This is a genomic window from Jannaschia sp. GRR-S6-38 (assembly GCF_029853695.1).
Lineage (GTDB): Bacteria > Pseudomonadota > Alphaproteobacteria > Rhodobacterales > Rhodobacteraceae > Jannaschia > Jannaschia ovalis.
Genome location: NZ_CP122537.1, coordinates 68,368 through 94,768, shown reverse-complemented (window position 1 = coordinate 94,768; position 26,401 = coordinate 68,368). Strand labels below are relative to the sequence as shown.

The window sequence follows — 26,401 nt, the reverse complement described above, 5'->3', positions numbered from 1 at the left end:
CCTCCGGGACGGATCAGGGAAGGACGAGGCGGACGCCCAGCGCGCCCAGCGCCACGCCCAGCGACCGGTCGAGCGCGGTCTTGAACCGGCCGTAGGCGGCGCGGGCGCGCGGCAGTGAGAAGAGCCGGGCGACGAGGATGTACCACGCCGCCTCGACCCAGAAGATGTTGAATAGGACCAGCGCCTTCTCGGCCGGCGTTGAGGTGGCCGGGACGAGGCCCACGAAGATCGCGCCGAAGAAGATCGCGGGCTTGGGGTTGGCCAGCATCGCCAGCGTACCCAGCCGGATGGCCGAGCGCATGCCCCGCGGCGGGCCGGCTTCGGCGGCGGGGATCGGGTCGGGCGCGTGGCGCCACATCCGCACGGCCAGCCAGACGAGGAAGGCCGCGCCCAGGAACTTGAGCGCGGTGAAGAGCAGCGGCGCGATCTCGAACAGAAGCGACAGCCCCAGCAGCGCCGCGCCCGCCCAGATCGTCGCGGCGAGGCCGAAGCCGAGGGCGAGGCCCAGTGCCGGGCGGTAGCCCTCGGCCGCGGCGGTCTTGACCGACAGCACGAAGGACGGGCCGGGTGAGATCGCAGCCAGCAGATGCGCCAGCGCCAGCGTGACGAAGGCCAGCGCGCTCATGCCGTCACCAGAAGCCGCAGGCCCAGCCCGCCCAGCACGAGCGCCATGGCGCGGCTGATCAGCGGCTTGAAGGCGAGGTAACGCGCGCGGACGCGGTCGCGCGACATCAGGAAGGCGAGGGTGGAATAGACCGCGATTTCGAGCGCGATGTGGTTCGCGGTGATCAGCGCGATCTCGGCCGCCGACAGGCCGGGCGGGAAGATCACCAGCAACACGCCCGCGGCGAAGAGGATGGATTTCGGATTGCCGAGATTCAGAAGGAAGCCCCGCAGGAAGGCCCGCCGGCGCGACACCGGCGGAGCCGCGGTCACCGGCGCATGCGCGCCGCGCCAGATCTGGATCGCGAAGACGAGAACCAGGAGCGCGCCGCCCAGCTTCATCGCGGTGTAGGCCAGCGGGAAGAGCTCGAACAGCGCCTCGAGCCCGAGGAGCGCGGCCAGCGTCCAGAGCCCGGCCATGACGGCGAGCCCGAGGCCGGTGACGACGCCTTCCTTGCGTCCGCCCCGCAGGCTGGCCTGGGTGCAGACCAGGAAAGCCGGCCCGGGTGCGGCACAGGCGACGAAGAGCGCCGCGTTGAAGGCGGCGAGCTGGGCGACCGTGAGGGTCTCCATCACTCGGGCTTCTTCTCCCGCGTGATGTCGGGCGCGTCGGGGTTCTTCATGCCGATGACATGATAGCCGCTATCGACATGGTGTACCTCGCCGGTGACGGCCGAGGCCAGGTCCGAGAGCAGGTACATGGCGGATTTGCCGACCTCCTCCTGCGTGACGGTGCGGCGCAGGGGCGAGTTGTATTCGTTCCATTTCAGGATGTAGCGGAAATCGCCGATGCCCGAGGCCGCGAGCGTCTTGATCGTGCCCGCGCTGATCGCGTTCACCCGGATGCCGTCGCGGCCCAGATCCTCGGCGAGGTATTTCACGCTGGTCTCGAGCGCCGATTTGGCGAGGCCCATAACGTTGTAATGCGGCATCACCCGCTCGGCACCGAGATAGCTGAGCGTCAGGGCGCTGCCGCCTTCGGTCATCATCTTCTCGGCGCGCTGCATCACGGCGGTGAAGCTGAAGACCGAGATGTTCATGGTGGTCAGGAAGTTCTCGAGCGAGGTGTCGAGATAGCGGCCACGCAGCTCGGACTTGTCGGAGAAGCCGATGGCGTGGACGACGAAATCCAGCCGGTCCCAGTGCTCGGCCAGCCCGGCGAAGAGCGCGTCGATCGAGGCGCCGTCGCCCACGTCGCAGGGCAGCACGATGTCGCTGCCCACCTGGGCGGCCAGCGGATCGACGCGCTTCTTCAGCGCCTCGCCCTGGTAGGAGAAGGCCAGCTCGGCCCCTTGTTCGGCGCAGGCCTTGGCGATGCCCCATGCGATCGACTTGTCATTGGCGAGGCCCATGATGAGCCCGCGCTTGCCTTGCATGATCCCCGCCATTCGTCCCCTCCGCCTTGCGTCCCAACCGGCTTTAGGCGATTGCCCCTATACCGGCAAGGATAACGGGTACGGGGACAGGATGGCCGAACGGGACGGCATTTTCGCGGGCGACGATCCCTTTGCGTTGGCGCAGGCCTGGCTGACCGAGGCCGAGGGCAGCGAGCCCGAGGACGCGAACGCCATCGCGCTGGCGACCGTCGATGCCGACGGTCTGCCCAATGTCCGGATGGTCCTGCTCAAGGAGATCGAGATCGTCGGCGGCGCGGATGGCGGCTTCGTCTTCTACACCAATTTCGACGGTAAGAAGGGGCGCGAGCTGGCCGAGACGCCGAAGGCGGCCTTCGTCGTGCACTGGAAGAGCTTGCGGCGCCAGATCCGGGTCCGCGGGCCCGTGGAGCGCGTCTCGGACGCGCAGGCCGACGCCTATTACGCCTCGCGCAGCCTGAAGTCGCGCCTGGGGGCCTGGGCCTCCAAGCAGTCGCGCCCGCTGGAGAGCCGGACCGCGCTGATGTCGGAGGTGGCCAAGGTCACCGCGTCGCATGGCCCTAATCCGAAGCGGCCGCCATTTTGGGGCGGCTTCCGGATTCGGCCGGTGGAAATTGAGTTCTGGGCAGACGGCGCATTTCGCCTACATGACCGATTCAGATGGTCGCGACGCATGGATGGCACGTGGGAGGTGCAGCGTCTCAACCCCTGAGGGGCCTTCGACGGCGGGTATTTGCCGCCTGACCCCACGAAAACTATGTCCATTCTTTATTAAGATTGTCTTCATTCATTTCCTGACTATGGAAGGGGCCTTTGCGAAGAGGCCCTCGACGGGCGATGGCAAGAACAAAAGGGCAGTGGGATGAAGGATGTGGATCGCGAGGCGGCGATGGGTGGCGGGGAAGACGTCATCGTCGAGGGGGTCGTCAAATGGTTCGACCCGACGCGCGGCTTCGGATCTCGTCGTGGCCGATGACCTCGAACGCGACGCCCTTCTGCATGTGAACGTGCTGCGCAATTACGGGCAGAGCTCGGTCGCCGATGGCAGCGCCGTGCGCTTCCGCCACCAGGCGACGCCGCGCGGATTGCAGATCACCGAGGTCCTGGCCGTCGACGCGCCCGCGCCGGCCCTGGCCGAGGAGCCGCCCGCCTTCCTGGCCGACGTGCCCTCCGACCTGCCGTTCCTGGCCGCGCGCGTGAAGTGGTTCGACAAGAACAAGGGATTCGGCTTCGCCAACAGCTTCGGCGAGACCGACGACATCTTCGTGCATATGGAGGTGCTCCGGCGCTTCGGTCTGGCCGATCTCGCGGCGGGGGAGGCGATCTGCCTCCGCGCCATCGACGGCGAACGGGGACGTCAGGCAGTCGAGGTGCGCCGGTGGGAATACTACATCGCCTGATCCGGCGGGGGCTCGGCGGTGCAGCCGCCTGGGCCCTGACCTGCGGCGCGGCCCTCGCGGCCTGCGCCGCCGACCGCGTCGATATCCGGGGCGAATTCGGCAAGGCGCAATTTCGGGTCGAGCTGGCGCTCACCACCGAGGAGCAGGCGCGGGGTCTGATGTTCCGCGAGGAGCTGGCGCGCATGGCGGGCATGCTCTTCGTCTACCCGCGCACGCAGGAGGTCGGCTTCTGGATGCGCAACACGCTGATCCCGCTCGACATGATCTTCCTCGACGAAGCGGGGCGCGTGGTGAAGGTCCATGCCAACGCGATCCCGCGCGACGAGACGGTGATCCGCTCCGGCGCGCCCACGCGCGCGGTGCTCGAGATCAATGGCGGGATGGCGGAGACGCTGGGCATCGATGCGGGCGACGAGCTGCGCTCGCCCGTGATGCCGCAGGACGGCGCGGCATGGCCCTGCGAGGATGCTTCCCAATAGCGCGCGTCCCTGCTAACCCGCCGCGCAGGTCGGGGCGTGGCGCAGTCTGGTAGCGCACCTGTTTTGGGTACAGGGGGTCGTGAGTTCGAATCTCGCCGCCCCGACCAGTCGGACACAAGATCTTGCGGCCCGGAGGGGCATCGCCCCGAGGGGTGCGGGGCGGCGAGGGCATGTCGTGGTGCGGGGTCCGGGCTTCGCTGTGCTCCGAAAACCACATCGCCGGCGACGGGGTACGGCGATTTCTCCCCGATCGCTCCACAGGGAGGACCTTGCGTAAACCCCTGCGAAACGGGCCCCGCGCGCGACGCTCCACCGCCTCGGCGCGGCGGCGACAAGCGCTCAGCCGGGGCTCACAACTTACCCACAGGAACGGCCCACAATTTCTTTGTGACGAATCGTTGACGCTTTGCGCGAACGCCCTCTAATTTGCGGTCCTGTCGGGGGTATACACCATATATGGTGCGGTCCGGCGGAACAGGACGAAAGCACCGGCCCCGGCGAAAGGGGCCCGCCCGGGTGGCAGACGCCGGGGGCGGGAGAGTGCGCGCGTCCGGCAGGACACGGACATTTGGCAGGAGAGCCCCGATTATGCGCATCGAACGGAAATTGACCGAAGCCGGCAAGGACGCCTACGCGGCGCTGGCCTTCACCACGACCACCTCGGAGATCCGCAATCCGGACGGCACCACGGTGTTCAAGCTGGACGCGGTCGAGATCCCCGAGGGCTGGAGCCAGGTCGCCTCCGACGTGATCGCGCAGAAATACTTCCGCAAGGCCGGCGTCCCGGCGCGGCTGAAGGCCGTCAAGGAAAAGGGCGTGCCCGAGTTCCTGTGGCGCCGCACCGCCGACGAGGCCGCACTGGCCGAGCTGCCCGAGGAGGCGCGCTACGGCGGCGAGACCTCGTCCAAGCAGGTCTTCGACCGGCTGGCGGGCGCCTGGGCCTATTGGGGCTGGAAGGGCGGCTATTTCTCCTCCGAAGACGACGCGCGCGCCTATTTCGACGAGATGCGCGTCATGCTCGCCCGCCAGATGGGCGCGCCGAACAGCCCGCAATGGTTCAACACCGGCCTGCACTGGGCCTATGGCATCGATGGCCCCGCGCAGGGCCACCACTATGTCGATCCGTTCACCGGCAAGCTGGTGAAGTCGAAATCCTCCTACGAGCATCCGCAGCCCCATGCCTGCTTCATCCAGTCCGTTGGCGACGACCTGGTGAACGATGGCGGCATCATGGACCTGTGGGTCCGCGAGGCGCGGCTCTTCAAGTACGGCTCGGGCACGGGGACGAATTTCAGCCATCTGCGCGGTGAGGGCGAGCGCCTGTCGGGCGGCGGCAAGTCGAGCGGTCTGATGGGCTTCCTGAAGATCGGCGACCGCGCGGCGGGCGCGATCAAGTCGGGCGGCACCACGCGCCGCGCGGCCAAGATGGTCATCGTCGACATGGACCATCCCGATATCGAGCAGTTCATCGACTGGAAGGTGATCGAGGAGCAGAAGGTCGCGGCGCTGGTCGCGGGCTCCAAGGCGCACCAGGCGCAGCTGACCGAGGTCATGCAGGCCGTGCGCGCCTGGGACGGCTCGCTCGACGATGCCTGCGACCCGGCGGTCAACGAGTCGCTCAAGGCGGTGATCCGCACCGCCAAGAAGCACATGATCCCCGAAGCCTATATCATGCGCGTCCTGCAATACGCGCGGCAGGGCTATGACAGCATCGAATTCCCGACCTACGACACCGACTGGGACTCGGAGGCCTACAACTCGGTCTCGGGCCAGAACTCCAACAACTCGGTCCGCGTCACCAACGCCTTCCTGCACGCCGTCGAGAAGGATGCCGATTGGGAGCTGACCAACCGCACCGACGGGAAGGTCTCCAAGACCGTCAAGGCGCGCGATCTGTGGGACAAGGTGGGCCACGCCGCCTGGGCCTGCGCCGATCCGGGCATCCAGTTCCACGACACCGTCAACGATTGGCACACCTGCCCCAAAGACGGCCCGATCCGCGGCTCGAACCCGTGCTCGGAATACATGTTCCTCGACGACACGGCCTGCAACCTGGCCTCGATGAACCTGCTGAAGTTCCTCAAGGCGGACGGCGGCTTCGATCACGAGCTCTACATCCACGCCTCGCGGCTCTGGACCGTTACGCTGGAGATCAGCGTGATGATGGCGCAGTTCCCCTCCAAGGAGATCGCGCAGCGCAGCTACGACTTCCGCACGCTGGGCCTGGGCTATGCCAATATCGGCGGCCTGCTGATGAACATGGGGCTGGGCTATGACAGCCGCGAGGGCCGCGCGCTCTGCGGTGCGCTGACCGCGCTGATGACCGGCGTCAGCTACGCCACCTCGGCCGAGATGGCGGGCGAGTTGGGCCCGTTCCCGGGCTACAAGAAGAATGGCGCGCATATGCTGCGGGTCATGCGCAACCACCGCAACGCCGCGATGGGCAAGACCGAGGGTTACGAGCAGCTCGCCGTCGCGCCGGTCGCGCTGGATATCGCGGGCTGCCCTGACACCACGCTGACCAAGCTCGCCGCGGAGATCTGGGACGAGGTCGTCGCGCAGGGCGAGAAGCATGGCTTCCGCAACGCGCAATCGACGGTGATCGCGCCCACCGGCACGATCGGCTTGGTGATGGATTGCGACACCACCGGGATCGAGCCCGATTTCGCGCTGGTGAAGTTCAAGAAGCTGGCCGGCGGCGGCTATTTCAAGATCATCAACCAGTCGGTCCCCGCCGCCCTGCGCAAGCTAGGTTACGGCGAGGCGCAGATCGCCGAGATCATCGCCTACGCGGTGGGTCACGGCTCGCTCGGCCAGGCGCCCGGCATCAACCACACGGCGCTGATCGGGCACGGCTTCGGCAAGGCCGAGATCGAGAAGATCGAGGCCGCGCTGCCCTCGGCCTTCGACATCCGCTTCGTCTTCAACCAGTGGACGCTGGGCGAGGAGTTCTGCACCCAGACGCTGGGCATCCCGGCGGCCAAGCTGAACGATCCCAGCTTCGACCTGCTGCGCCATCTCGGCTTCTCGAAGGCCGAGATCGACGCGGCGAACGACCATGTCTGCGGGACGATGACGCTGGAAGGCGCGCCGGGCCTCAAGGACGCGCATCTGAGCGTCTTCGACTGCGCCAATCCCTGCGGCAAGAAGGGCAAGCGCTTCCTGTCGGTGGACAGCCACATCCGGATGATGGCCGCCGCGCAGAGCTTCATCTCGGGGGCGATCTCGAAGACGATCAACATGCCGAACGCGGCCACGATCGAGGATTGCAAGGCGGCCTACGAGCTGTCCTGGAGCCTCGGGGTGAAGGCCAACGCGCTCTATCGCGACGGCTCGAAGCTGAGCCAGCCGCTCGCCGCCTCGCTGGTCGAGGATGACGACGAGGCCGCCGAGGTTCTGGAGACGGGCACTTCAGCGCAGAAGGCCGAGGTGCTGGCCGAGAAGGTCATCGAGAAGATCATCGTCAAGGAGATGGTCCGCAGCCACCGCGAGAAGATGCCCGAGCGCCGCAAGGGCTACACCCAGAAGGCGGTCGTGGGCGGGCACAAGGTCTATCTGCGGACCGGCGAATATGCCGACGGCAACCTAGGCGAGATCTTCATCGACATGCACAAGGAAGGTGCGGGCTTCCGGGCGATGATGAACAACTTCGCCATCGCGGTGTCGGTGGGGCTGCAATACGGCGTGCCGCTCGAGGAGTTCGTCGACGCCTTCACCTTCACCAAGTTCGAACCGGCGGGGATGGTGCAGGGCAACGACTCGATCAAGAACGCCACCTCGGTGCTCGACTACATCTTCCGCGAACTGGCCGTCAGCTATCTCGACCGCGAGGACCTGGCCCATGTGAAGCCGCAGGGCACGACCTTCGACTCGATCGGCGAAGCGGAGGACCCGGGGACGGGCGACGGCAATGTCAGCGCGCCCACCCAGTCCGCGGCGTCGAAGTCGCTGGAGGTGATCAAGTCGGTGACCTCCTCGGGCTACCTGCGCAAGCGCCTGCCCGAGGATCTGGTCGCGCTGCGCGGCGGCATGGATGCCGTCGCCGCCGAGATCGCCCAGACGGGCGGCACGGTGGCGCTGAAGGCCGAGACCTCGACGATCGCCGTGGCCGCCACGAGCATGGACGCCCGCACGAAGGCGAAGATGCAGGGCTACGAGGGCGAGGCTTGTGGCGAGTGCGGAAACTACACGCTGGTGCGGAACGGCACCTGCATGAAATGCAACACCTGCGGGGGGACCAGCGGATGCAGCTGATGAATGCCCTTGGGGCTGAAATGAAGAAAGAGCTTCCGTTCAGCGACGAGAGCGGCATCATCTATCGCTTCGGCTTATGGCAGCTACTCGGCGTTCCGGACTTCGGCCCATCAATTTACGCCTTTTGCTACAACGATGGAGTTGCATGGCAGGTCCTTTACATCGGGAAGGCAAAGAGACTTCGCGCGCGCATCTCAGGACATGAGAAGCTCCAGGTGGCGAGGGAACTCGGCGCAACACACCTTGCGGTGTACCCAATGAATGCGCTCGCTGAGGTTGGATTGGACGCTTTGGAAGAGCGACTGATCAAAAGGTACCAGCCGATTCTAAACGTTCGAGATAACCCGAGCGCGAACCCTATTGTGCGAGCGCTTCTTCAGCGTCGCGCCAAATGAAGAGTTCGGAATGCAATACCTGCGGCGGAACAAGCGGGTGTAGCTGAGGCCGGCGGACAGGCGGCGGGGGCCCTTCGGGGCCCCCGTTTTCATTCTCGGCGCAGGAAATCGGCGCCGGACCGGAGGGGAGAAAGGCAAAGGCCCGGCACGCTGGCGGCGTGCCGGGCCTTGTCATGTCCGGGACGCGCCCGCGGGCTACTCGGCCGCGGTGTCGATCTCGATGACGGGCTCCATGCCCTGCAGCTTCTCGTCCGAGAGGTGGCACTTGATCTGGTGGCCGTTGAAGCCCTTCATCGGGGGCACCTGCGTCTCGCAGAGATTGCCCGGCACTTCCGACTTCCAGCGGCAGCGGGTCTGGAAGGGGCAGCCCGACGGCGGGTTCATCGCCGAGGGAATATCGCCTTCGAGCACGATGTGCTTCTTCTTCACCCGCGTATCCGCGATCGGCACGGCCGAGAGCAGCGCCTCGGTGTAGGGGTGGTAGGGCGGGGCGAAGACCTCGTCCGTGGTGCCCAGCTCGACGACGTGGCCGAGATACATGACCATGACGCGATCCGCGAGGTAGCGGACGATCGACAGGTCGTGGCTGATGAAGAGGAGCGTCGTCTTGTGCTCGCGCTGGATCTCCATCAGCAGGTCCGTCACCGCGGCCTGGACCGAGACGTCGAGCGCCGAGACCGGCTCGTCCGCGACCACGATCCGGGCGTCGCCCGCGAAGGCGCGGGCGATGCCGACGCGCTGTTTCTGGCCGCCGGAGAGCTGGCGCGGCATCCGGTCGGCGAATTCGCGCGGCAGCTTCACGAGGTCCAGAAGCTGCAGCATCCGCTCGCGCCGGGCGGCGTCGCTGTCGCCGACATCGAAGACCTCGAGCGCGCGGATGATCTGGCGGCCCACGGTCATCGAGGGATTGAGCGTATCGAACGGGTTCTGGAACACCATCTGGATGTCGGCGATCTGCTTCGTGCTGCGCTTCTCGATCGGGGTGTCCTGGATGTCCTGGTTGCCCATCGTGATGGCGCCGTCGGTCGCGGTCTCGAGCCCCATCAGGACCTTGGCCAGCGTTGACTTGCCGCAGCCCGACTCGCCCACGATGGCCAGCGTCTCGGATTCGCGGGCCTCGAAATCGAGGGTCTCGTTCGCCTTGACGACCTTCTCGTCGCCCGCGCCGAACAGCGCGTTGGCCGAGACCTCGTAGTATTTCTTCAGCTTCTGGACCTTCAGGACCGGGTCGCCGATCGGGTTCGAGCTGGCCTCAATCACATCCGCGAGCGGGGCGTTCCAGTCGATCTCGTCGAACTTCACGCAGCGCGAATGGTGCCCGGGTCCGGCGTCGCGCATCGGGATCGACCCCTGGTCGCAGCGGCCAGCTTCGAAATAGTCGCAGCGCGGGCCGAAATTGCAGCCCGGCGGGCGTTCGTGGGGCAGGGGGAAGTTGCCCGGGATGGCGATCAGCGGTCGCATGTTCTTGTTGGCGCCGGGCAGCGGGATCGAGCGGAACAGCGCCTGGGTGTAGGGATGGCGCATCCGGTCGAACACCTCGGCGATGGCGCCGTCCTCGACCGCCTCGCCGGAATACATCACGCAGACACGGTCGCAGGTTTCGAGCACCAGACCGAGGTTGTGCGAGATGAACAGCATCGAGGTCCCGTATTTCTTGCCGAGATCCTTCACGAGATCGACGATGCCCGCCTCCACGGTCACGTCGAGCGCGGTGGTCGGCTCGTCCAGGATCAGGAGCGCGGGCTTCGACATCAGCGCCATCGCGATCACGATCCGCTGCTGCTGGCCGCCAGAGAGCTGGTGCGGATAGCTGTCGAGCATCCGCTTCGGGTCGGGCAGCTTCACGTCGGTGACGACCTGCAGGGCGAGCTCGTAAGCCTCCGCCTCGGAGACGTTGTCGTGGATCTGCGGCACTTCCATCAGCTGCTTGCCGATCCGCATGGCCGGGTTCAGCGAGGCCATCGGCTCCTGGTAGATCATCGCGATCTCGTTGCCGCGGATGTCGCGCAGCTCCTCCTGGGACATCTCGCCCAGATCGCGGCCCTTGAACTTGATCGAGCCGCCGACGATGCGCCCGTTCTTGCCGAGATCCTGCATCACGCCCAGCGCCACGGTGGACTTGCCGCAGCCCGACTCGCCCACGAGGCCCACGGCCTCGCCGGGTTCCACCGAGACCGAGAAATCCATCACGGCCGGGATCTCGCGCAGGCGGGTGAAGAAGCTGATCGACAGCTGGTCGATTTCGAGGATCGGACCCTTGTGGTCGGGGTTCTGTTTCATGTCGTATCGTCCCTCTGGTGGAAGGCGCCGGGGGCACTGCCCCCGGACCCCCGGAGTATTTTCGGACCCGTGAGGATCAGTCGCGCAGGCTCTCCTCGCGCAGGCCGTCGGCCAGCAGGTTGAGACCCAGCACCAGGCTGAGCAGGGCCAGCGCCGGAACGATGGCGGCATGCGGATAGATCGACAGGAGCTTGCGGCCCTCGTTGATCGTGGATCCCCAATCCGGGCTTTCGGGCGGCAGGCCGAGGCCGAAGAAGCCGAGCGTTCCCAGAAGGATCGTCGTGTAGCCGATGCGCAGGCAGAAATCGACGATCAGCGGCCCGCGCGCATTGGGCAGGATCTCCCACAGCATGATGTACCAGGGCGTCTCGCCCCGGGTCTGGGCCGCGGCCACATAGTCGCGCGTCTTGATGTCGAGGGTCAGGCCCCGGACGATCCGGAACACCGTGGGCGAGTTCACGAACACCACCGAGACGAAGACGATCAGCACCTGGCCCGGGATGTCGAACAGGTCGAGGAAACCCGGCCAGGCGCGGAACAGCGCGATCTCGGAGGTTTGGTCGGAGACGAGCGAGAAGTAGAGCAGAAGCCCTACCGCCATCGTCACCCCGAGATAGAGGTTCCGCGTCGGCGGCTGCGTCCGGTAGCGCGAGTTGATCAGCACCGCGAGGAAGGCCAGCGGGAAGATGAACAGCACCGCCGCCATGTAGTTGGGCAGGCCCGTCGCGACGATTTCCGGCGTGACCAGCAGGTAGAAGAGCAGGATCACCGGGAAGGCGAGGATCAGGTTCGCCATGAAGGACAGGACCGTGTCCAGCCGGCCGCCGTAATAGCCCGCGGGCAGGCCCAGCGTGATGCCGACCATGAAGGCGAAGAGCGTGGCCAGCGGCGCGATCTGCATGACGATGGTCGAGCCCTGCACCATTCGGCTGAACACGTCGCGCGCGAGGTTGTCCCCGCCCAGGAGGTAGAACGGATAATCCGCGCCCTCGGCGCCCATCAGGGGCGTGCCCGGCGGCTCGTTCTTCATGCCCGAGACCTGGCTGAGCGGATCATGTGTGTAGATCAGCTCGGTCACGCCGGAATAGAAGGCGGTGAAGGTCCAGAACATGACCAGCGCGAAGCCGATCATCCCGATGGTCGAATCGAAGAGCTTGCCGTAAAGGCCCAGCCGCCGCTTGAAGACGAAGCTCAGCGTGAACATCACAGCGAGCGACAGCCAGACCGGGGTGAAGGCCTGGCTCATCCCGCCGAAGATGCCGGCGCCTTCGTGGCCGACGACCATGCCGGCGACGATATAGGCCACGATCGTCGCGACCGTGGCCCAGAGCGCGTAGGTCTGGGCGCGGCTGACGAGACCGGGGAAGCCCTCGGCCACGGCGGCGGTGCCGTCGGTGTTGATGACCACGCGGTCGGCGGTGGCGACGAAGCTGGTGGCGACGGCGAGCGCGGTGGTCACCAGAAGCGCGATGACGGCGATGGCGAGGATCGGGTCGAGAACGTCGCCGAGATCGCCGGTCCAGGTTAGCAATTCCATGAGCTCTCCTCCCTCAGGCCATTCGGATCCGCGGGTTCAGGAACACGTAGCCGATATCGGAGATCAGCTGCGTGACCAGAACGACCACGACCGAGATGATGGACACGCCCAGAAGCAGGTCGATGTCGTTGTTGCCGGCGGCCTGCACCAGCGTCCAGCCGAAGCCCTTGTAGTTGAACAGGGTCTCGACGATCACCACGCCGTTCAGCAGCCACGGGAACTGCAGCATGATGACGGTGAAGGGCGCGATCAGCGCGTTGCGCAGCGCGTGGCGCAGGACGATGGTCTTGAACGCGACGCCCTTGAGCCGCGCGGTGCGGATGTATTGCGCGGTCATGACCTCGGTCATCGAGGCCCGCGTCATCCGCGCGATATAGCCCATCCCGTAAAGCGCGATCGTCAGCACCGGCAGGGTGAAGTTCTCGAAGGTGATGTTCTCCATCGCCGAGGTGGCCGTGCCCTTGAACCATCGCAGGCCCACCGCCGAGGAGGCGAAGACCGCGATGAAGATCACGCCCGAGACGTATTCCGGCGTCGCCGTCGTGGCGATCGAGACGGTGGAGAGGGAGCGGTCGAGCTTGGAGCCTTCTTTCATGCCGGCCAGCACGCCGAGGATCAGCGCGCCGGGCACCATGACCAGCATCACGAAGAACATGAGCTTCGCCGTCTGCCAGCCGCGTTCGGCCAGGATCGCGAGCACATCCGCCTTGAAGACCGTCGAGAACCCCCAGGAGCCCTGCAGCACGCCGCAGAAGGATGGCGCATCCGCGGGATCGACCCCCGGCGTGGCGCAGCGCGAGAACACGACCTCGCCGCCTTCCTCGCGGGTGAAGGCCGGCGCGAGGCCCAGCCAGCGCGCGTATTTGATCGGCATCGGATCGAGATAGCCGCGCGAGTCGAGCCAGGTGACCACCTGCTCGTCCGACATGCGGTTGTTGGCCTGGTTCTTCGCCAGCTTCTCGAGATTGGGTTCGAGATTGGTCAGCAGGAAGACGATGAATGTCAGGCAAAGCGCCGTCAGCAGCATGACGCCGACGCGACGCAGGATGAACAGACCCATGTGGTGCCCCCGGTCCCTGTCGTTCTTTTTGCGGAGGTTTGATCGCACCTCCGGGCGTGAAGTGAACCGGGGCCGCCCGGCGAAGGGCGGCCCCGATCAGGTCGTCAGGCCGCGAGGCCCCACTTATACATCTGCGGCAGGTAGGCGATGTGCATGTCGATGCCGACCACGCCCTCGCGATAGTGCCGGAAGAGCGAGCGCCAGTAGGGCTGGATGGTCACGCCCTCCTCGATGACGATCCGCTCGATCTTGCCCATCACCTCGCGACGCGTGTCGGCGTCGGCGATGGCGTTGGCCTCCGCAAGCAGGGCGTCGAACTCGGCATTGGACCAGCCGAACTCGTTCCAAGCGACGCCCGACTTGTAGGCGAGACCCAGGACCTGCGTGCCCAGCGGGCGGTGGTTCCAGTTGGTCGAGCTGAACGGGTATTTCGTCCAGTCGTTCCAGAAGGTGGAGCCGGGCAGGATCGTCCGCTTCACCGGGATGCCCGCGTCGCGCAGCTGGGCTGCCACGGCATCGGTGGTGTTGCGGCGCCAGTCGTCGTCGATCGAGAACAGCTCGTGCTCGAAATCGGCCATCCCGGCTTCCTGCAGAAGCTCCAGCGCGCGGGCCGGATCATAGGGCAGACGCTCGGCCGTGTCGTCGAATTCCGGGTGCACCGGGCCGACATGGCAGTTGATCGCGTCCACGCCCTGGCCGGCATAGCCCAGCTCGAGCAGGACCGAGTTGTCGCAGGCCATGACCAACGCCTGGCGGACGCGCTTGTCCTCGTAGGGGCGCATGCCGTTGACTTCGGTCTGCTGGTTCGGGCGGATCACGATGGTCGAGCCCGTGACCACTTCCGACTTGGCCCAGCCGATGCTGTCGAAGATGTCGACATATTCGCCCACGTTCTCGTAGATCGCGTCGACTTCCTCGGACTCGGCGGCGGCCAGCCAGGCCGAGGGGTCCGTGCCGTAATCGACATATTCGATCCGGTCCAGCGCGGCGCCCCAGCCGGCGTCGTAGCCCCACCAGTCGTGATCGGTGTTGCGGACCAGGACCGACTTCACGCCGACCTCGTGGCTTTCGCTGAGATAGGGGCCGGTGCCGAGCTGCTGCCCCAGCAGGTCCGTCGGGTCCTGATCGGGGTGGATGACATGCGCCGGGTAGTCGGCGATGCCCGGGATCAGCGTGATGTCGGGCTGCAGCAGGTTCAGGCGGACGGTCAGGTCGTCCACGACCTCGATCGCGCCCTCGGCGGCCATGTTGGTCTCCGGATCGACGATGGAGGTAACGCGCGCGGCCATCGAGTTGCCCTCGGCGTCGGCTTCGGCCCAGCGGGCGAAGTTGAAGGCGACATGCTCGGCGGTGAACGGATCACCGTTGTTCCAGGTCACACCCGGGCGGACCTTCAGCGTGTAGACCGTGGCGTCGTCATTGGTTTCCCAGCTGTCGAGCAGCATGCCGCGGAACGAGCCGTCGGAATTGTACTCGACGAGGTATTCCAGCCAGCCGGCGGCGACATAGGACATCTGGGTCCAGTCGAAGGTGCGCGGATCCTTCAGCGCACGGACTTCCATCTGCATGCGGACGGTGCCGCCCTGCTGCATGTGGGCATCCGCCTTGGCGGGTGTCGCGCCGATCATCGCGTAAGCGGCCGGGATCGACACACCGAGCGCCGTGGCCCGCGTCAGGAACTCGCGCCGGTCCATCAGGCCGCGCTTGTGTTCGTCCGCAAACATCACGGCGCCGGGGTGGATCCCCTCGGCCAGGTTCGGATCGTGCTTCGTCATACGTCGTCATCTCCCTTTATTCGTTTCTCCCGCGGCCTCATTTTCGGGCTGCGGGCCTTGCCGGGATCCAGTCGAACCCCGGGACCGTGCCAATAGGGCCCATCGACCCCCGAGGGTCAACGGCGCAAATCGACTTGACTCCGCCTGAAAACGACAACGGAGCCCGCTTTCTGGTGTCGCTTTCAGACAATCGCGCGCGATCGGGGCCCTCTGTCCGGGCGCGATGTCGCAGGTGACGCAACGGCAACCCGGCGCTCGCGCTTGCGAAAGGCGGACGGGGTCTCGCCTGTGACGCGACCGAAGGCGCGGGTGAAATAGGCCGCGGAGCCGAAGCCCAGCGCCGCCGCGATGGTCGCCGCGCTGTCGTCGGTATCGGCCAGGCGCCGGCGCGCTTCGTGCATCACGCGCTCGCTCATGTAGCGCGCCGCGGTGATGCCGCAGGTGGCGCGGATCGTGCGGGTCAGATGCGTGGGCGTGACGTCCAGCAGGCCGGCCATGTCCTCCAGCCGGAGTCCCTCGCAGAGCCGGTCCTCGACGGCGCGGGCGAAGGCGGCGGCCAGCCGGTCGGCGGCGTTGCGGGGGCGGTCGGGGTGCAGCCGGTCGATCCGCTCGACCAGCGCCGAGAGCAGGATGACGCGCGCGAGCGCCGCGCGGCCCGTGGGCGGATCGGCCAGGTCGCCGGCGCGCCCCAGCCGGTCGAGCAGGCCCGACAGCTCGCCCTGCGTGGCCATGTCGGACACGCGCAGCGTCCGCGGCTCGGACGGCATCGGCGCCTCGAAAAGGTCGGGCAGGCGGGTCAGGCTGCCTTCGGTCATCGCGCCGGGCTGGATCGCGAAGGGCGTGCGCGGCGGCAGGACGATCGCCGTGGCGGGCGCATAGCCCCGGGTCTTGGCCAGGGTGGTGATACGGCCCTGCCCGCGGGGGATCCAGATCAGGACGGCGTGGTTTTCGACATGCGGGCGCTCGCGCCGCCAGCGCCCGACGCGGGCCAGCGGCGTCACCATCTCCTGATGCAGGCCGGCAAGGCGGTCGGCCTCGGACAGCCCGCGCGACTCGAAGAGGCGGATGCGCGACATGGGTCGAGCCTCCATGTCCCGGGCGGGGATGTCAAAGCCCCTCGGGCGCGAGGTCAGCCGGACGCCAGTTCCGGCGCCGAGATGCGCCGCCAGCCGCCCATCCGCGCGCGGAACCAGGTCCGCTGGCGCTTGGCGTAGCGGCGCGAGGCCAGGATGGCGCGGTCGCGCGCCTCGCTGAGCGGAAGCTCGCCGCGCAGATGCGCGATGAGCTCGGGCGCGCCGATGGCCTGCGCGGCATTGAGCGTCGGATCCCAGCGCGGCAGGACCCGGCGCGCCTCCTCCAGCGCGCCGGCGGCCAGCATCTGGTCGAACCGGCGGACGATCCGGGGATCGAGCCATTCCTTCGGCGCGTCGAGGACCAGCGCGGTCGCGGCGGACAAGAGCAGGGCGGGGGGCGGCGTCTCGGCCTGCCAGTCGCGGATCGAGCGGCCGGTGGCGCGCGCCACCTCCCAGGCGCGCATCACCCGCATCGGGTTGTTGCGGTCGAGCCCCGCCGCCGTCGCGGGATCCAGATCGGCCACCAGTGCGGGCAGCCCGCAGTCGCGCAGCCGGGCCTCCGCCTCGGCCCGGATCGCGGGCGGGGTCGGCGGGATGTCGGCCAGCCCTTCCGTCAGGACCCGGAAATAGAGCCCCGTGCCGCCGACGATCACCGGGCGGCGGTCCAGAAGCGGCGTCACGTCGCGCAGCCAGTCGCCTACGGAATAGGCCCGGGTCCATTCGACATGGCCATAGAGATGGTGCGGCGCGCGCGCTTCCTCGTCGGGCGAGGGCCGGGCCGTCAGGACGCGCCAATCCGCGAAGACCTGCAGGGCGTCGGCATTGACGACGGGGCGCTCCTGCGCCTCGGCCAGCGCCAGCGCCAGCGCCGATTTCCCGCTGGCCGTCGGCCCCGCGATCAGCACGGGCCGGTCCGCCGCGATATCCTCGATCAGCCGCTTCATCCGGGCTCCCGTCTCTCCCCCGCGGACCGATCCGGTCCGGTTGCCCCCGAGGGGGTATTCGGCCATAGACGGGCCCGCAACAGCCGCGGGGGATCCGACATGACCGAAGCCCAGTCCGAAGCCATCCCCGCCCGCCCCGTTCTGAACCGCGTCATGCTGAAGATCTCGGGCGAGGCGCTGATGGGCGACCAGGGGTTCGGCCTGCATCCGCCCACCGTCGAACGCATCGCCCGCGAGGTGCAATCCGTCCAGCAGATGGGCGTCGAGGTCTGCATGGTGATCGGCGGCGGCAACATCTTTCGCGGGCTGCAGGGCTCGGCCCAGGGGATGGAGCGGACGACGGCCGATTACATGGGGATGCTCGCCACGGTGATGAACGCGCTGGCGATGCAGGGCGCGCTGGAGGCGCTCGGCCTGCACACCCGCGTCATCTCGGCCATCCCGATGGACCAGGTCTGCGAGCCTTATATCCGCCGCCGCGCCGTGCGCCACCTCGAGAAGAAGCGGATCGTCATCTTCGCCGCCGGCACCGGAAACCCGTATTTCACCACCGACACGGCGGCCACGCTGCGCGCCTCCGAGATGGCCTGCGAAGCGATCTTCAAGGGCACCAAGGTGGACGGGGTCTACGACAAGGACCCGATGAAGCACGCCGACGCCAAGCGCTACGAGCAGATCAGCTACGACGAGGTGCTGTCGAAGCATCTCAAGGTCATGGACGCCTCGGCCATCGCGCTGGCGCGCGAGAACGGGCTGCCGATCATTGTCTTCTCGCTGGACACGCCGGGCGGCTTCCGCGGCATCCTCGCGGGCGAGGGGACCTATACGCGGGTGTCCGATTAACCTGCGGTCCCGGGTCCCGCCGACCCGGAAAGACCATCTTCACGTCTTTCGTCGTACCCCGTCGGCCGCAGCGATGCGGGAGGGGGTGATGATTTCCTGCAAGCCTGCGCCCGGCATGCCGCATCTGCCCGCTTCCCTCCCCGGGACGCGCCAGCTATAGCGTTCCGAGGCCACGGAAGGACGAGAGATGGCAGACGATTTCGAGCTGGACACCGATGATCTCGAACGCCGGATGGATGGCGCGATGACCAATCTGCGCACCGAGTTCGGCTCGCTGCGCACCGGGCGGGCCTCCGCCTCGATGCTGGAGCCGGTGATGGTCGACGCCTACGGCCAGCCCACCCCGATCAATCAGGTCGGCACCGTCAACGTCCCCGAGCCGCGGATGGTAACCGTCAACGTCTGGGACAAGTCGCTGGTCGGCAAGGTCGAGAAGGCCATCCGGGAAAGCGGCCTCGGCATCAATCCGCAGCTCAACGGCACCATCATCATGCTGCCCATCCCCGAGCTCAACGAGGAGCGGCGCCGCGACCTGACCAAGGTCGCCGGCCAATATGCCGAGAACGCCCGCGTCTCGATCCGCAACGTCCGCCGCGACGGCATGGACCAGATCAAGAAGGGCGAGCCGCCCGAGGACGAGCGCAAGATGTGGGAAAGCGAGGTCCAGGAGATGACCGACCGCTACATCAAGGCCGTCGACGAGGCGCTGGAGCGCAAGCAAGCCGAGATCATGCAGGTTTGACCGGGTTGATGCGGGCCGCAGGCCAGGAAGGGCGGATGAGATGAGCGAAGCGGCGAAAGCCATCACCGCGGGGCCGGACGGCCCCGGCACGGGGCCCCGCCACGTCGCGATCATCATGGACGGCAACGGCCGCTGGGCCGAGAAGCGGGGCCGTCCCCGCCTTCTGGGCCACCGCGCCGGCGCGCGGCGCGTGCGCGAGATCGTCCAGGCCTGCCCCGACCTGGGCATCAGCTTCGTGACGATCTTCGCCTTCTCGACCGAGAACTGGAAACGCACCCAGGAGGAGGTGTCGGGCCTGATGGGCCTGTTCCGCCGCTACATCGAGGCCGAGGCGCAGAACCTGCTGGCCGAGGGCGTGCGCGTGCGCTTTATCGGCGACCGGGTGCGGCTCGATGCCAAGCTGCGCGGCCTCATGGACATGATCGAAGCGCTGACCGCGCATAACACGCGGATCAACCTGACCATCGCGCTGAATTACGGCGGCCGGGACGAGGTCGCGCGCGCCACCAAGCGGCTGGCCCGCGACGTCGCCGCCGGGAAGCTCGACCCCGAGGCGATCTGCGACGAGACGCTGCCGCGCTATCTCGACACCCATGTCCTGCCCGATCCGGATCTGGTCATCCGCACCTCGGGCGAGGCGCGCATCTCGAATTTCCTGCTCTGGCAGTCGGCCTATTCGGAGTACGAGTTCGTCGACACGCTCTGGCCCGATTTCACGCGCGCGCATTTCGAAGACGTGATCGCCCGCTATGGGCGGCGCGAGCGCCGATACGGCGGCGTCACGGCGTGAGCCGAGAGCCCGAGGACAGCGAGGCGGAGGAGCCGCCGCTCTTCGACTTCGCGCTCGACCCGCCGCTCGAGCCGCAGGTCGCGGGCCGCTTCCAGGACCTCGCGCCGCGTCTGATGACGGCGGTCGTCCTGGCCGCGGTCGGCGGCGTCGCGATCTGGATCGGCGGGCTCTGGTTTGTGGCGCTGATTTCGCTCGCCGTGGGGCTGATGCTGTGGGAACTGGCGACCATGCTGCGCTGCGGACCCAAGCGCGCGCGCCTGATGGCCGGGCTGGGCGGGGGCGGGCTGTTCCTGGCCAACCTGCTGCCCATCGGCTTCGGTCTGCCGATCCTCATGCTGGTGCCGATGGCGGGCGTGGCTTTCCTGCACCGCCACCGCCGCATCATGGTGGGCTTCTCGGCGGCCATCGTGCTGGCGGGGCTCAGCCTTACGCAGCACCTGACGCAGTTCGGCCTGCTCTGGATGCTCTGGCTCATCGCCGTCGTGGTGATGTCCGACGTGGCGGGCTATTTCGCCGGCCGCATGCTGGGCGGGCCGAAGTTCTGGCCGCGGGTCAGCCCGAAGAAGACCTGGTCGGGCACGATCGCGGGCTGGATCGGCGCGGCCCTGGTGGGCCTCGTCTGGGCGGTCTGGCTCGATGCCGGGTGGGAGACGATCGGCATCTCCGTCGCGCTGGCGATGATGGCGCAGATGGGGGACATCGCGGAATCGGCGGTGAAGCGGAAGGTCGGCGTGAAGGACAGCTCGAACCTCTTGCCCGGTCATGGCGGACTGTTCGACCGGTTCGACGCCATGCTGGGCGCGGCGCTCATGCTGCTGGTGATCGAGTCGATCTCGGAATTCCCGCCGGTGCCGGGGGTCGGATGACCCGCCGCCGCGTCAGCGTCTTCGGAGCCACTGGCAGCATCGGGCAGAACACGCTCGATCTGATCGGGCGCGACCCCGAGGCCTACGAGGTGGTGGTGCTGACGGGCGGCGCCAATATCGCGTGCCTGGCCGAGGATGCCCGTCGGCTCGGAGCCGCGCTGGCCGTCACCGCCTACGAGGAGCGGCTGCCGGAGCTGCGCGCGGCGCTCGCGGGATCGGGCGTCGAGGCCGCCGCGGGGCAGGGCGCGCTGGAGGAGGCCGCCGACCGGCCGGCCGACTGGGTGATGAGCGCCATCGTCGGCGCCGCGGGCCTCGTCCCCGGGCTGCGCGCGCTGCACCACGGCGGCACGCTGGCGCTGGCCAACAAGGAGAGCCTGGTCTGCGCGGGCCCGCTCCTGATGGCCGAGGCCCGGCGCCACGGCGCGACCGTCCTGCCCGTCGACAGCGAGCATTCCGCCGTCTTCCAGGCGCTCGTCGGCGAGCGGATGGAGGCGGTCGAGCAGGTCGTCATCACCGGCTCCGGCGGGGGGCTGCGCGACTGGCCGCTGGAGCACCTGGCCTCGGCCTCGCCCGAGCAGGCGGGCACGCATCCGAACTGGGACATGGGCCAGCGCATCACGATCGACTCGGCCACCATGTTCAACAAGGCGATGGAGCTGATCGAGACCAAGGAATTCTTCGGCCTGCCGCCCGAGAAGATCGCCACGGTCATTCATCCCCAATCGCTGGTCCACGCGCTGGTGCAGTTCAACGACGGCGCGCTGATGGCGCATCTGGGCGCGCCGGACATGCGCCACGCCATCGGCTACGCGCTGCACTGGCCCGAGCGCCGGCACCTGCCGGTCGAACGGCTGGACCTCGCCCGCGTCGCATGCCTCGACTTCCACGCGCCCGATCCCGCGCGCTATCCGGCGCTGGCGCTGGCCACCCGCGTGATGGAGGAGGGCGGCCTGACCGGCGCGGCCTTCAACGCCGCCAAGGAGGCGGCGCTGGACCTGTTCCTCGACCGCGCGCTGCCCTTCACCGGGATGGCGCCGCTGGTCGAGACGGTTCTCGACCGGATGGCGGCCGATGGTCGCCTTGAAGCTGACACCTTGGATCTCGATATGGTGCTTCACACCGACCGGGCCGCCCGCGCGATCGCGTGTGAGCTGGCGCGCGCAGACGTAAGGACCGCCTGAATGGATCTCAGCCTCATCCCGCAATTCGGCGGCCTGATCTACACGGTGCTGGCCTTCGTCGTGGCGCTGTCGATCATCGTCGCGATCCACGAATACGGGCATTACATCGTCGGGCGCTGGTGCGGCATCAAGGCGGATGTCTTCTCGATCGGCTTCGGCCCGATCTTGTTCTCGCGCATGGACCGGCACGGCACCCGATGGCAGGTCGCCGCGCTGCCGCTGGGCGGCTACGTCAAGTTCCGCGGCGATGCCAATGCCGCGTCGGTGGGCGCGGATGGCGAGGTCGCGACCATGTCGGCGGAGGAACGGGCGCAGACCATGACGGGCGCCGCGCTCTGGCGCCGCGCCGCGACCGTGGCGGCGGGACCGATCTTCAACTTCATCCTATCGATCCTGGTCTTCGGGGCGTTCGTGATCGTCGCGGGCCAGGCGGTCGAACGGCCCGTTATAGGTGAAATCAAGGACTTGCCGGCCGACGTTCAGACGCTGCAGCCCGGCGACGAGGTGCTGTCCATCGCGGGCCAGCCCGTCGCCACCCTGGCCGAGCTGACCGAGGCCGGGCGCGCGCAGCCGCCGGCGCGGACGCTACCCTACGAGATCCGCCGCGACGGGGCCGTCCTCGACGTCGAGGCGGCGCCGCCCATGCCGGCACGCGTCGACGTGGTGCAGCCGCGCTCCGCCGCCTGGGATATCGGGCTGCAGCCGGGCGACACCATCCGCGCGGTCGAGGGCGAGCCGATCCATTCCTTCGGCGAGCTTCAGGACCGCGTCGCCGCCAGCGAGGGCGCGCCGCTCGCGATCACCGTCTGGCGCGACGGCGAGCTTCTGGACTTCACTATCGCGCCGCGCAGCAGCGACCTGCCGCTGCCCGATGGCGGCTTCGAGACGCGCTATCTTCTGGGCATTTCGGGCGGGCTGTTCTTCGAGCCGGTCACCGAGCGGGCGGGCCCGATCGCGGCTTTGGGCTACGGCGTCGACCAGACGCTGTTCATCCTGCGCTCCTCGCTTTCGGCGCTCAGCCATATCGTCACCGGCCAGATCAGCACCTGCAACCTGTCCGGCCCGATCGGCATCGCCGAAACCTCGGGCGCCGCGGCCAGCCAAGGCTTCGCCAATTTCATCTGGTTCATCGCGGTCCTGTCGGCGGCGGTGGGCATGCTGAACCTGTTCCCGATCCCCGTGCTCGATGGCGGCCACCTGGTGTTCCACGCCTACGAGGCCGTCTCGGGGCGGGCGCCATCCGACGGGGCGGTCAAGGTGTTGATGACGGTGGGGCTTGCGCTGATGGGCGCGCTGATGGTCTTCGCGCTCTTCAACGACCTGACCTGTCCCTGAGGGGGCTTCCGCGCGCCTGCGCGAAATCGCCCAAAGGCCGCCCAATTCCTGCCATGTTGCCTCGGCATTCCACATCCGTCGAGCAACGCCGGAGGATCTCAGGATGCGTCACGTGCAAAACGGATATCGCGGGCTTTCCGTCTTCATGGGCCTGAATATCGACCGCTTTCTGTCGGTCTTCGCGATCGCGCTTGCCATGATGCTGGCGGGCTGGATCCAGTCGATCTGACGCCATTCGACCCAGCTGTTTCATTCCCGCTACAGCCGCTCCGTTCGGGGCGGCTGTCGCTTTGACAGGCCTCCGCCCCTTCGCTACTGACTCGACGCAAGAATTGCGAGGACGGGGCGGATGGACATGGACGATTTCGGCAAGGCCTGCACACGGGCCGGTCGGGGGCGCGAGCCCCTGTTTCGCAGGGGCTTCCGCATGGCGGTCGCGGCGTTGGCGGCCTTCGTGCTGGTCGTCGCGTCCCAATCGGTCCAGGCGCAGACCTTCCGCTTCGACAGCTTCGAGGTGCAGGGCAACCAGCGCATTGAGACCGCGACCATCCTGACGAATCTCGGTGTCGCCCGCGGCCAGGCGATCGACGCGGCCACGCTCAATGACGGGTTCCAGCGCCTCCAGGCCTCGGGCTTGTTCGAAACCGTCGAGATCGTGCCGCAGGGCAACCGCCTGCTGGTCATCGTCGAGGAATATCCCACGATCAGCCGCATCTCGATCGAGGGCAATCGCCGCATCGCCGACGAGGACCTGGAAAGCGTCATCCAGAGCCAGCCGCGCCGGGTCTACAGCCCCACGCTGGCCGAACAGGACGCCGCCGCGATCACCGACGCCTATGTGGCCGCCGGGCGGCTCGCCGCGACCGTGCAGCCCAAGATCATCCGCCGCAGCGACAACCGCGTCGATCTCGTCTTCGAGGTGGCCGAGGGCCGCGTCTCCGAGATCGAGCGCATCAGCTTCGTCGGCAACCGCGCCTTCTCGGACCGGCGGCTGCGCCGGGTGCTCGAGACGACGCAGGCGGGCATCTTCCGCCTGCTGATCGGCTCGGACACCTTCGTCGCCGACCGCATCGCGTTCGACAGCCAGCTTCTGCGCGATTTCTACCTGTCGCGCGGCTATGCCGATTTCCAGCTGCTCTCCGCGACGCCGGAGCTGTCGCCCTCGCGCGACGCGTATTTCCTGACCTTCCGCGTTCAGGAAGGGCAGCAGTTCCGCTTCGGCCAGCTGACCGCCGTCTCGGACCTGCCGCAGATCGACGTGGCCGAGTACCAATCCGAGATCCGCGTCCGGCCCGGCAACGTCTTCTCGCCCCAGGCGATCGAGCGCACGATCGAGCGGCTGGAGCTTCTGGCGACGCGCCAGGGCCTGACTTTCATCCGCGTCACGCCGCAGATCACCCGCAACGACCGCGACCTGACGCTGGACGTCGATTTCGTGGTCGAGCGCGGCGAGCGGCTCTTCGTCGAGCGCATCGACATCGAGGGCAACGCAACCACGCTGGACCGCGTCATCCGGCGCGAGTTCAACACGGTCGAGGGCGACCCCTTCAACCCGCGCGAGATCCGCGCCGCGGCCGAACGCATCCGCGCCCTCGGCTATTTCAGCCAGGCCGAGGTCAGCGCGCGCGAGGGCACCGCGCCGGAGCAGGTGATCGTCGATGTCGATGTCGAAGAGCAGCCCACCGGCTCGCTGGGCTTCGGCGTCAGCTATTCGGAAGACTCTGGCGCCGGCGCGTCCGTCAGCTTCTCGGAGAGCAACTTCCTCGGCCGTGGCCAGCGCCTCGCCTTTGCCTTCGACACCAGCAGCCAGTCCTCGGCCTCGAACCTGACCTTCGTGGAGCCCTATTTCCTGGGCCGCGATCTGGCCGCCAGCTTCTCGATCTTCTACCGCGAGAGCGACAACGACAACTTCACCTTCGACACTCGCTCCGCAGGGCTGTCCTTCGGCGTCTCCTTCCCCGTGGGCGAGTTCCGCCGGCTGGCGCTGCGCTACTCCTACTCGGACGACAAGCTTAGCGCGCGCGACGGCACGCCCGCCGACCTCTCGGCGATCCTGGCCGCCGATGTCGGCTCGAACGTGACCTCCGAGATCGGCTATACCTACAGCATCAACACCATCGGCCGGGGCCTCGATCCGACGCGCGGCGTGCGGCTGAGCTTCGGCCAGTCCTTCGCGGGGCTGGGCGGCGACGCCGAGTTCGTGAAGAATACCTTCGCCCTGGTCGGCCGGCGCGCGATCCGCAACGAGGAGGTCATCCTGAACGGTGTTCTGGAAGGCGGGGCCCTGATCTCGAACAGCGGCCAGAACTCGCTTCAGGCCAACCGCTTCTTCAACACCCAGTCCATCATCCGCGGCTTCGAGTCCGGCGGCATCGGCCCGCGCGACCTTAATGCCAACAACGCCTCGCTCGGCGGCAACTATTTCGTCGCGGCCCGGCTCGAAGCGCAGTTCCCGCTCGGTATCTTTCCGGAGGAATACGGCATCTCGGGCGCGGCCTTCCTGGACGCTGCGTCGATCTGGGGTCTGGACGACACCAATGGCGGGACCGCCGGCCTCGACCCGGTGGATGACAGCTTCTTCCTGAACTCGGCGGTGGGCTTCGGGATCCTCTGGGACACGCAGATCGGACCGCTTCGGTTCAACTTCACGCGCGCGATCAACAAGCGCGATTACGACCGCGAGCAGACCTTCGATCTGACGATCTCGACGCGCTTCTGATGCGACGTCTCGCGGCCGCGATCTCGGTCGCCCTGGGCCTGTGGCCGGCGCTCGCGCCGGCCGAGGGCCAGCCGATGCGGCAGGGCATTCCGCAATCGGCGGTCGTCGTGCTCGATCGCGACGCGCTCTATTCCGGCAGCCTGTTCGGCCAGCGCGTTGCGCGCGATATCGAGGCCGCCTCGCAGGAGCTGGCGCGCGAAAACCGCCGCATCGAGCAGGAGCTTCAGGCCGAGGAGCGGGACCTGACTGAGCGCCGGGCGACGCTGCCGGCGGAGGAGTTCCGCGCGCTGGCCGGGGATTTCGACGCCCGCGTGACCGAGATTCGTGAGACGCAGGACGCCAAGGCGCGCGCCATCGCCCAGCAGAGCGAGCGGGCACAGCAGCTGTTTCTGGAACGCGCGAACCCGATCCTCGTCGACCTGGCCCGCGAGACGGGCGCGCTGGTGATCCTCGATCGCCGCTTTGTGCTGGCCAGCGCCGATCAGGTCGACATCACCGCGCTCGCCGCACAGCGCATCGACGCGGTCCTGGGCGAGGGTGGCGATATCGGAAACGCCCCGCCCGGCCCGCGGCCCGACGCGCCGCTCGCCGCCCCGGAGGCGAGCCCCGATCCCGCCGACTGACGCCGGACAGGCCCCACGCTTGCGTCCCGCACCGGCCGCGCGCTAAGCCCGCCCGAGAGCCGCGACAGG

At 67.7% G+C, this 26,401-nt stretch carries 23 protein-coding genes and 1 tRNA gene; 15 read left to right on the top strand and 9 right to left on the bottom strand.

All coding sequences use genetic code 11. The features are described from left to right. Positions 1-13: 13 nt before the first annotated feature. From P8627_RS00435 to fabI, 3 genes are read right to left on the bottom strand one after another with little or no spacing between them, the layout of a single operon-like run. Positions 14-625, bottom strand: a complete 612-nt coding sequence (locus P8627_RS00435; RefSeq protein ID WP_279965513.1) for a LysE family transporter — start codon at positions 623-625, stop codon at positions 14-16. After that, positions 622-1,236, bottom strand: a complete 615-nt coding sequence (locus P8627_RS00430; RefSeq protein WP_279965512.1) for a LysE family translocator — start codon at positions 1,234-1,236, stop codon at positions 622-624. Before P8627_RS00430 ends, P8627_RS00435 begins: the two co-directional genes overlap by 4 nt. Beyond that, positions 1,236-2,051, bottom strand: a complete 816-nt coding sequence (gene fabI / locus P8627_RS00425; protein WP_279965511.1) for an enoyl-ACP reductase FabI — start codon at positions 2,049-2,051, stop codon at positions 1,236-1,238. The genes P8627_RS00430 and fabI overlap by 1 nt, the downstream gene beginning before the upstream one ends. Before the next feature lie 79 nt (positions 2,052-2,130). Between fabI and pdxH the strand changes: the two genes are divergently transcribed. From pdxH to P8627_RS00395, 6 genes are all read left to right on the top strand, one after another. After that, complete coding sequence (gene pdxH / locus P8627_RS00420; RefSeq protein ID WP_279965510.1) at positions 2,131-2,748, top strand: pyridoxamine 5'-phosphate oxidase; 618 nt, start codon at positions 2,131-2,133, stop codon at positions 2,746-2,748. A 253-nt stretch (positions 2,749-3,001) separates the two neighbouring features. Further along, complete coding sequence (locus tag P8627_RS00415; RefSeq protein WP_347882284.1) at positions 3,002-3,436, top strand: cold-shock protein; 435 nt, start codon at positions 3,002-3,004, stop codon at positions 3,434-3,436. Then, positions 3,415-3,915 carry a DUF192 domain-containing protein gene (locus P8627_RS00410; protein ID WP_279965509.1) on the top strand — a complete coding sequence of 167 codons (501 nt, stop codon included), beginning with the start codon at positions 3,415-3,417 and terminating at the stop codon, positions 3,913-3,915. Before P8627_RS00415 ends, P8627_RS00410 begins: the two co-directional genes overlap by 22 nt. A gap of 30 nt (positions 3,916-3,945) precedes the next feature. Next, a tRNA-Pro gene (locus P8627_RS00405) sits at positions 3,946-4,022 on the top strand. Positions 4,023-4,503: 481 nt separating this feature from the next. After that, entirely contained in the window at positions 4,504-8,169 is a 3,666-nt protein-coding gene (locus P8627_RS00400; protein WP_279965508.1) for a vitamin B12-dependent ribonucleotide reductase, read from the top strand. Next, entirely contained in the window at positions 8,160-8,564 is a 405-nt protein-coding gene (locus P8627_RS00395; RefSeq protein ID WP_279965507.1) for a GIY-YIG nuclease family protein, read from the top strand. Before P8627_RS00400 ends, P8627_RS00395 begins: the two co-directional genes overlap by 10 nt. A gap of 195 nt (positions 8,565-8,759) precedes the next feature. On the opposite strand, the gene P8627_RS00390 is transcribed toward P8627_RS00395, so the two are convergent. The 6 genes from P8627_RS00390 to miaA all read right to left on the bottom strand — a co-directional run bounded on the left by P8627_RS00390 (position 8,760) and on the right by miaA (position 17,233). Continuing rightward, positions 8,760-10,844, bottom strand: a complete 2,085-nt coding sequence (locus P8627_RS00390) for an ABC transporter ATP-binding protein (RefSeq protein WP_279965506.1) — start codon at positions 10,842-10,844, stop codon at positions 8,760-8,762. A 76-nt stretch (positions 10,845-10,920) separates the two neighbouring features. After that, positions 10,921-12,381, bottom strand: coding sequence for an ABC transporter permease (locus P8627_RS00385; RefSeq protein WP_279965505.1), 1,461 nt, complete (start codon positions 12,379-12,381; stop codon positions 10,921-10,923). Between the two features lie 13 nt (positions 12,382-12,394). Further along, complete coding sequence (locus P8627_RS00380; RefSeq protein ID WP_279965504.1) at positions 12,395-13,441, bottom strand: ABC transporter permease; 1,047 nt, start codon at positions 13,439-13,441, stop codon at positions 12,395-12,397. A 104-nt stretch (positions 13,442-13,545) separates the two neighbouring features. After that, a complete protein-coding gene (locus tag P8627_RS00375; protein WP_279965503.1) occupies positions 13,546-15,216 on the bottom strand; it encodes an ABC transporter substrate-binding protein in 1,671 nt (556 codons plus the stop codon). Positions 15,217-15,398: 182 nt separating this feature from the next. Beyond that, positions 15,399-16,292, bottom strand: coding sequence for a helix-turn-helix domain-containing protein (locus P8627_RS00370; RefSeq protein WP_279965502.1), 894 nt, complete (start codon positions 16,290-16,292; stop codon positions 15,399-15,401). A 53-nt stretch (positions 16,293-16,345) separates the two neighbouring features. Then, positions 16,346-17,233 (bottom strand): tRNA (adenosine(37)-N6)-dimethylallyltransferase MiaA, encoded by an 888-nt coding sequence (miaA, locus tag P8627_RS00365; RefSeq protein WP_279965501.1) that lies wholly within the window; start codon positions 17,231-17,233, stop codon positions 16,346-16,348. A 99-nt stretch (positions 17,234-17,332) separates the two neighbouring features. Between miaA and pyrH the strand changes: the two genes are divergently transcribed. From pyrH to P8627_RS00320, 9 genes are all read left to right on the top strand, one after another. Further along, positions 17,333-18,076 carry a UMP kinase gene (gene pyrH, locus P8627_RS00360; protein ID WP_279965500.1) on the top strand — a complete coding sequence of 248 codons (744 nt, stop codon included), beginning with the start codon at positions 17,333-17,335 and terminating at the stop codon, positions 18,074-18,076. Positions 18,077-18,263: 187 nt separating this feature from the next. Beyond that, entirely contained in the window at positions 18,264-18,818 is a 555-nt protein-coding gene (frr, locus tag P8627_RS00355) for a ribosome recycling factor (RefSeq protein ID WP_279965499.1), read from the top strand. Between the two features lie 40 nt (positions 18,819-18,858). Then, entirely contained in the window at positions 18,859-19,608 is a 750-nt protein-coding gene (uppS, locus tag P8627_RS00350; RefSeq protein ID WP_279965498.1) for a polyprenyl diphosphate synthase, read from the top strand. Beyond that, the gene (locus P8627_RS00345) at positions 19,605-20,474 is read left to right on the top strand and encodes a phosphatidate cytidylyltransferase (protein WP_279965497.1); all 870 of its coding nucleotides are present in this window, start codon (positions 19,605-19,607) and stop codon (positions 20,472-20,474) included. The genes uppS and P8627_RS00345 overlap by 4 nt, the downstream gene beginning before the upstream one ends. After that, complete coding sequence (gene dxr / locus P8627_RS00340; protein WP_279965496.1) at positions 20,471-21,655, top strand: 1-deoxy-D-xylulose-5-phosphate reductoisomerase; 1,185 nt, start codon at positions 20,471-20,473, stop codon at positions 21,653-21,655. Before P8627_RS00345 ends, dxr begins: the two co-directional genes overlap by 4 nt. Then, a complete protein-coding gene (gene rseP, locus P8627_RS00335; RefSeq protein WP_279965495.1) occupies positions 21,656-22,990 on the top strand; it encodes an RIP metalloprotease RseP in 1,335 nt (444 codons plus the stop codon). 103 nt (positions 22,991-23,093) lie between these two features. After that, a complete protein-coding gene (locus P8627_RS00330) occupies positions 23,094-23,219 on the top strand; it encodes a hypothetical protein (RefSeq protein WP_279965494.1) in 126 nt (41 codons plus the stop codon). Positions 23,220-23,345: 126 nt separating this feature from the next. Continuing rightward, the gene (bamA, locus tag P8627_RS00325) at positions 23,346-25,709 is read left to right on the top strand and encodes an outer membrane protein assembly factor BamA (protein ID WP_407932987.1); all 2,364 of its coding nucleotides are present in this window, start codon (positions 23,346-23,348) and stop codon (positions 25,707-25,709) included. Continuing rightward, complete coding sequence (locus P8627_RS00320) at positions 25,709-26,332, top strand: OmpH family outer membrane protein (RefSeq protein WP_279965492.1); 624 nt, start codon at positions 25,709-25,711, stop codon at positions 26,330-26,332. The genes bamA and P8627_RS00320 overlap by 1 nt, the downstream gene beginning before the upstream one ends. The last annotated feature ends 69 nt before the right edge of the window (positions 26,333-26,401 follow it).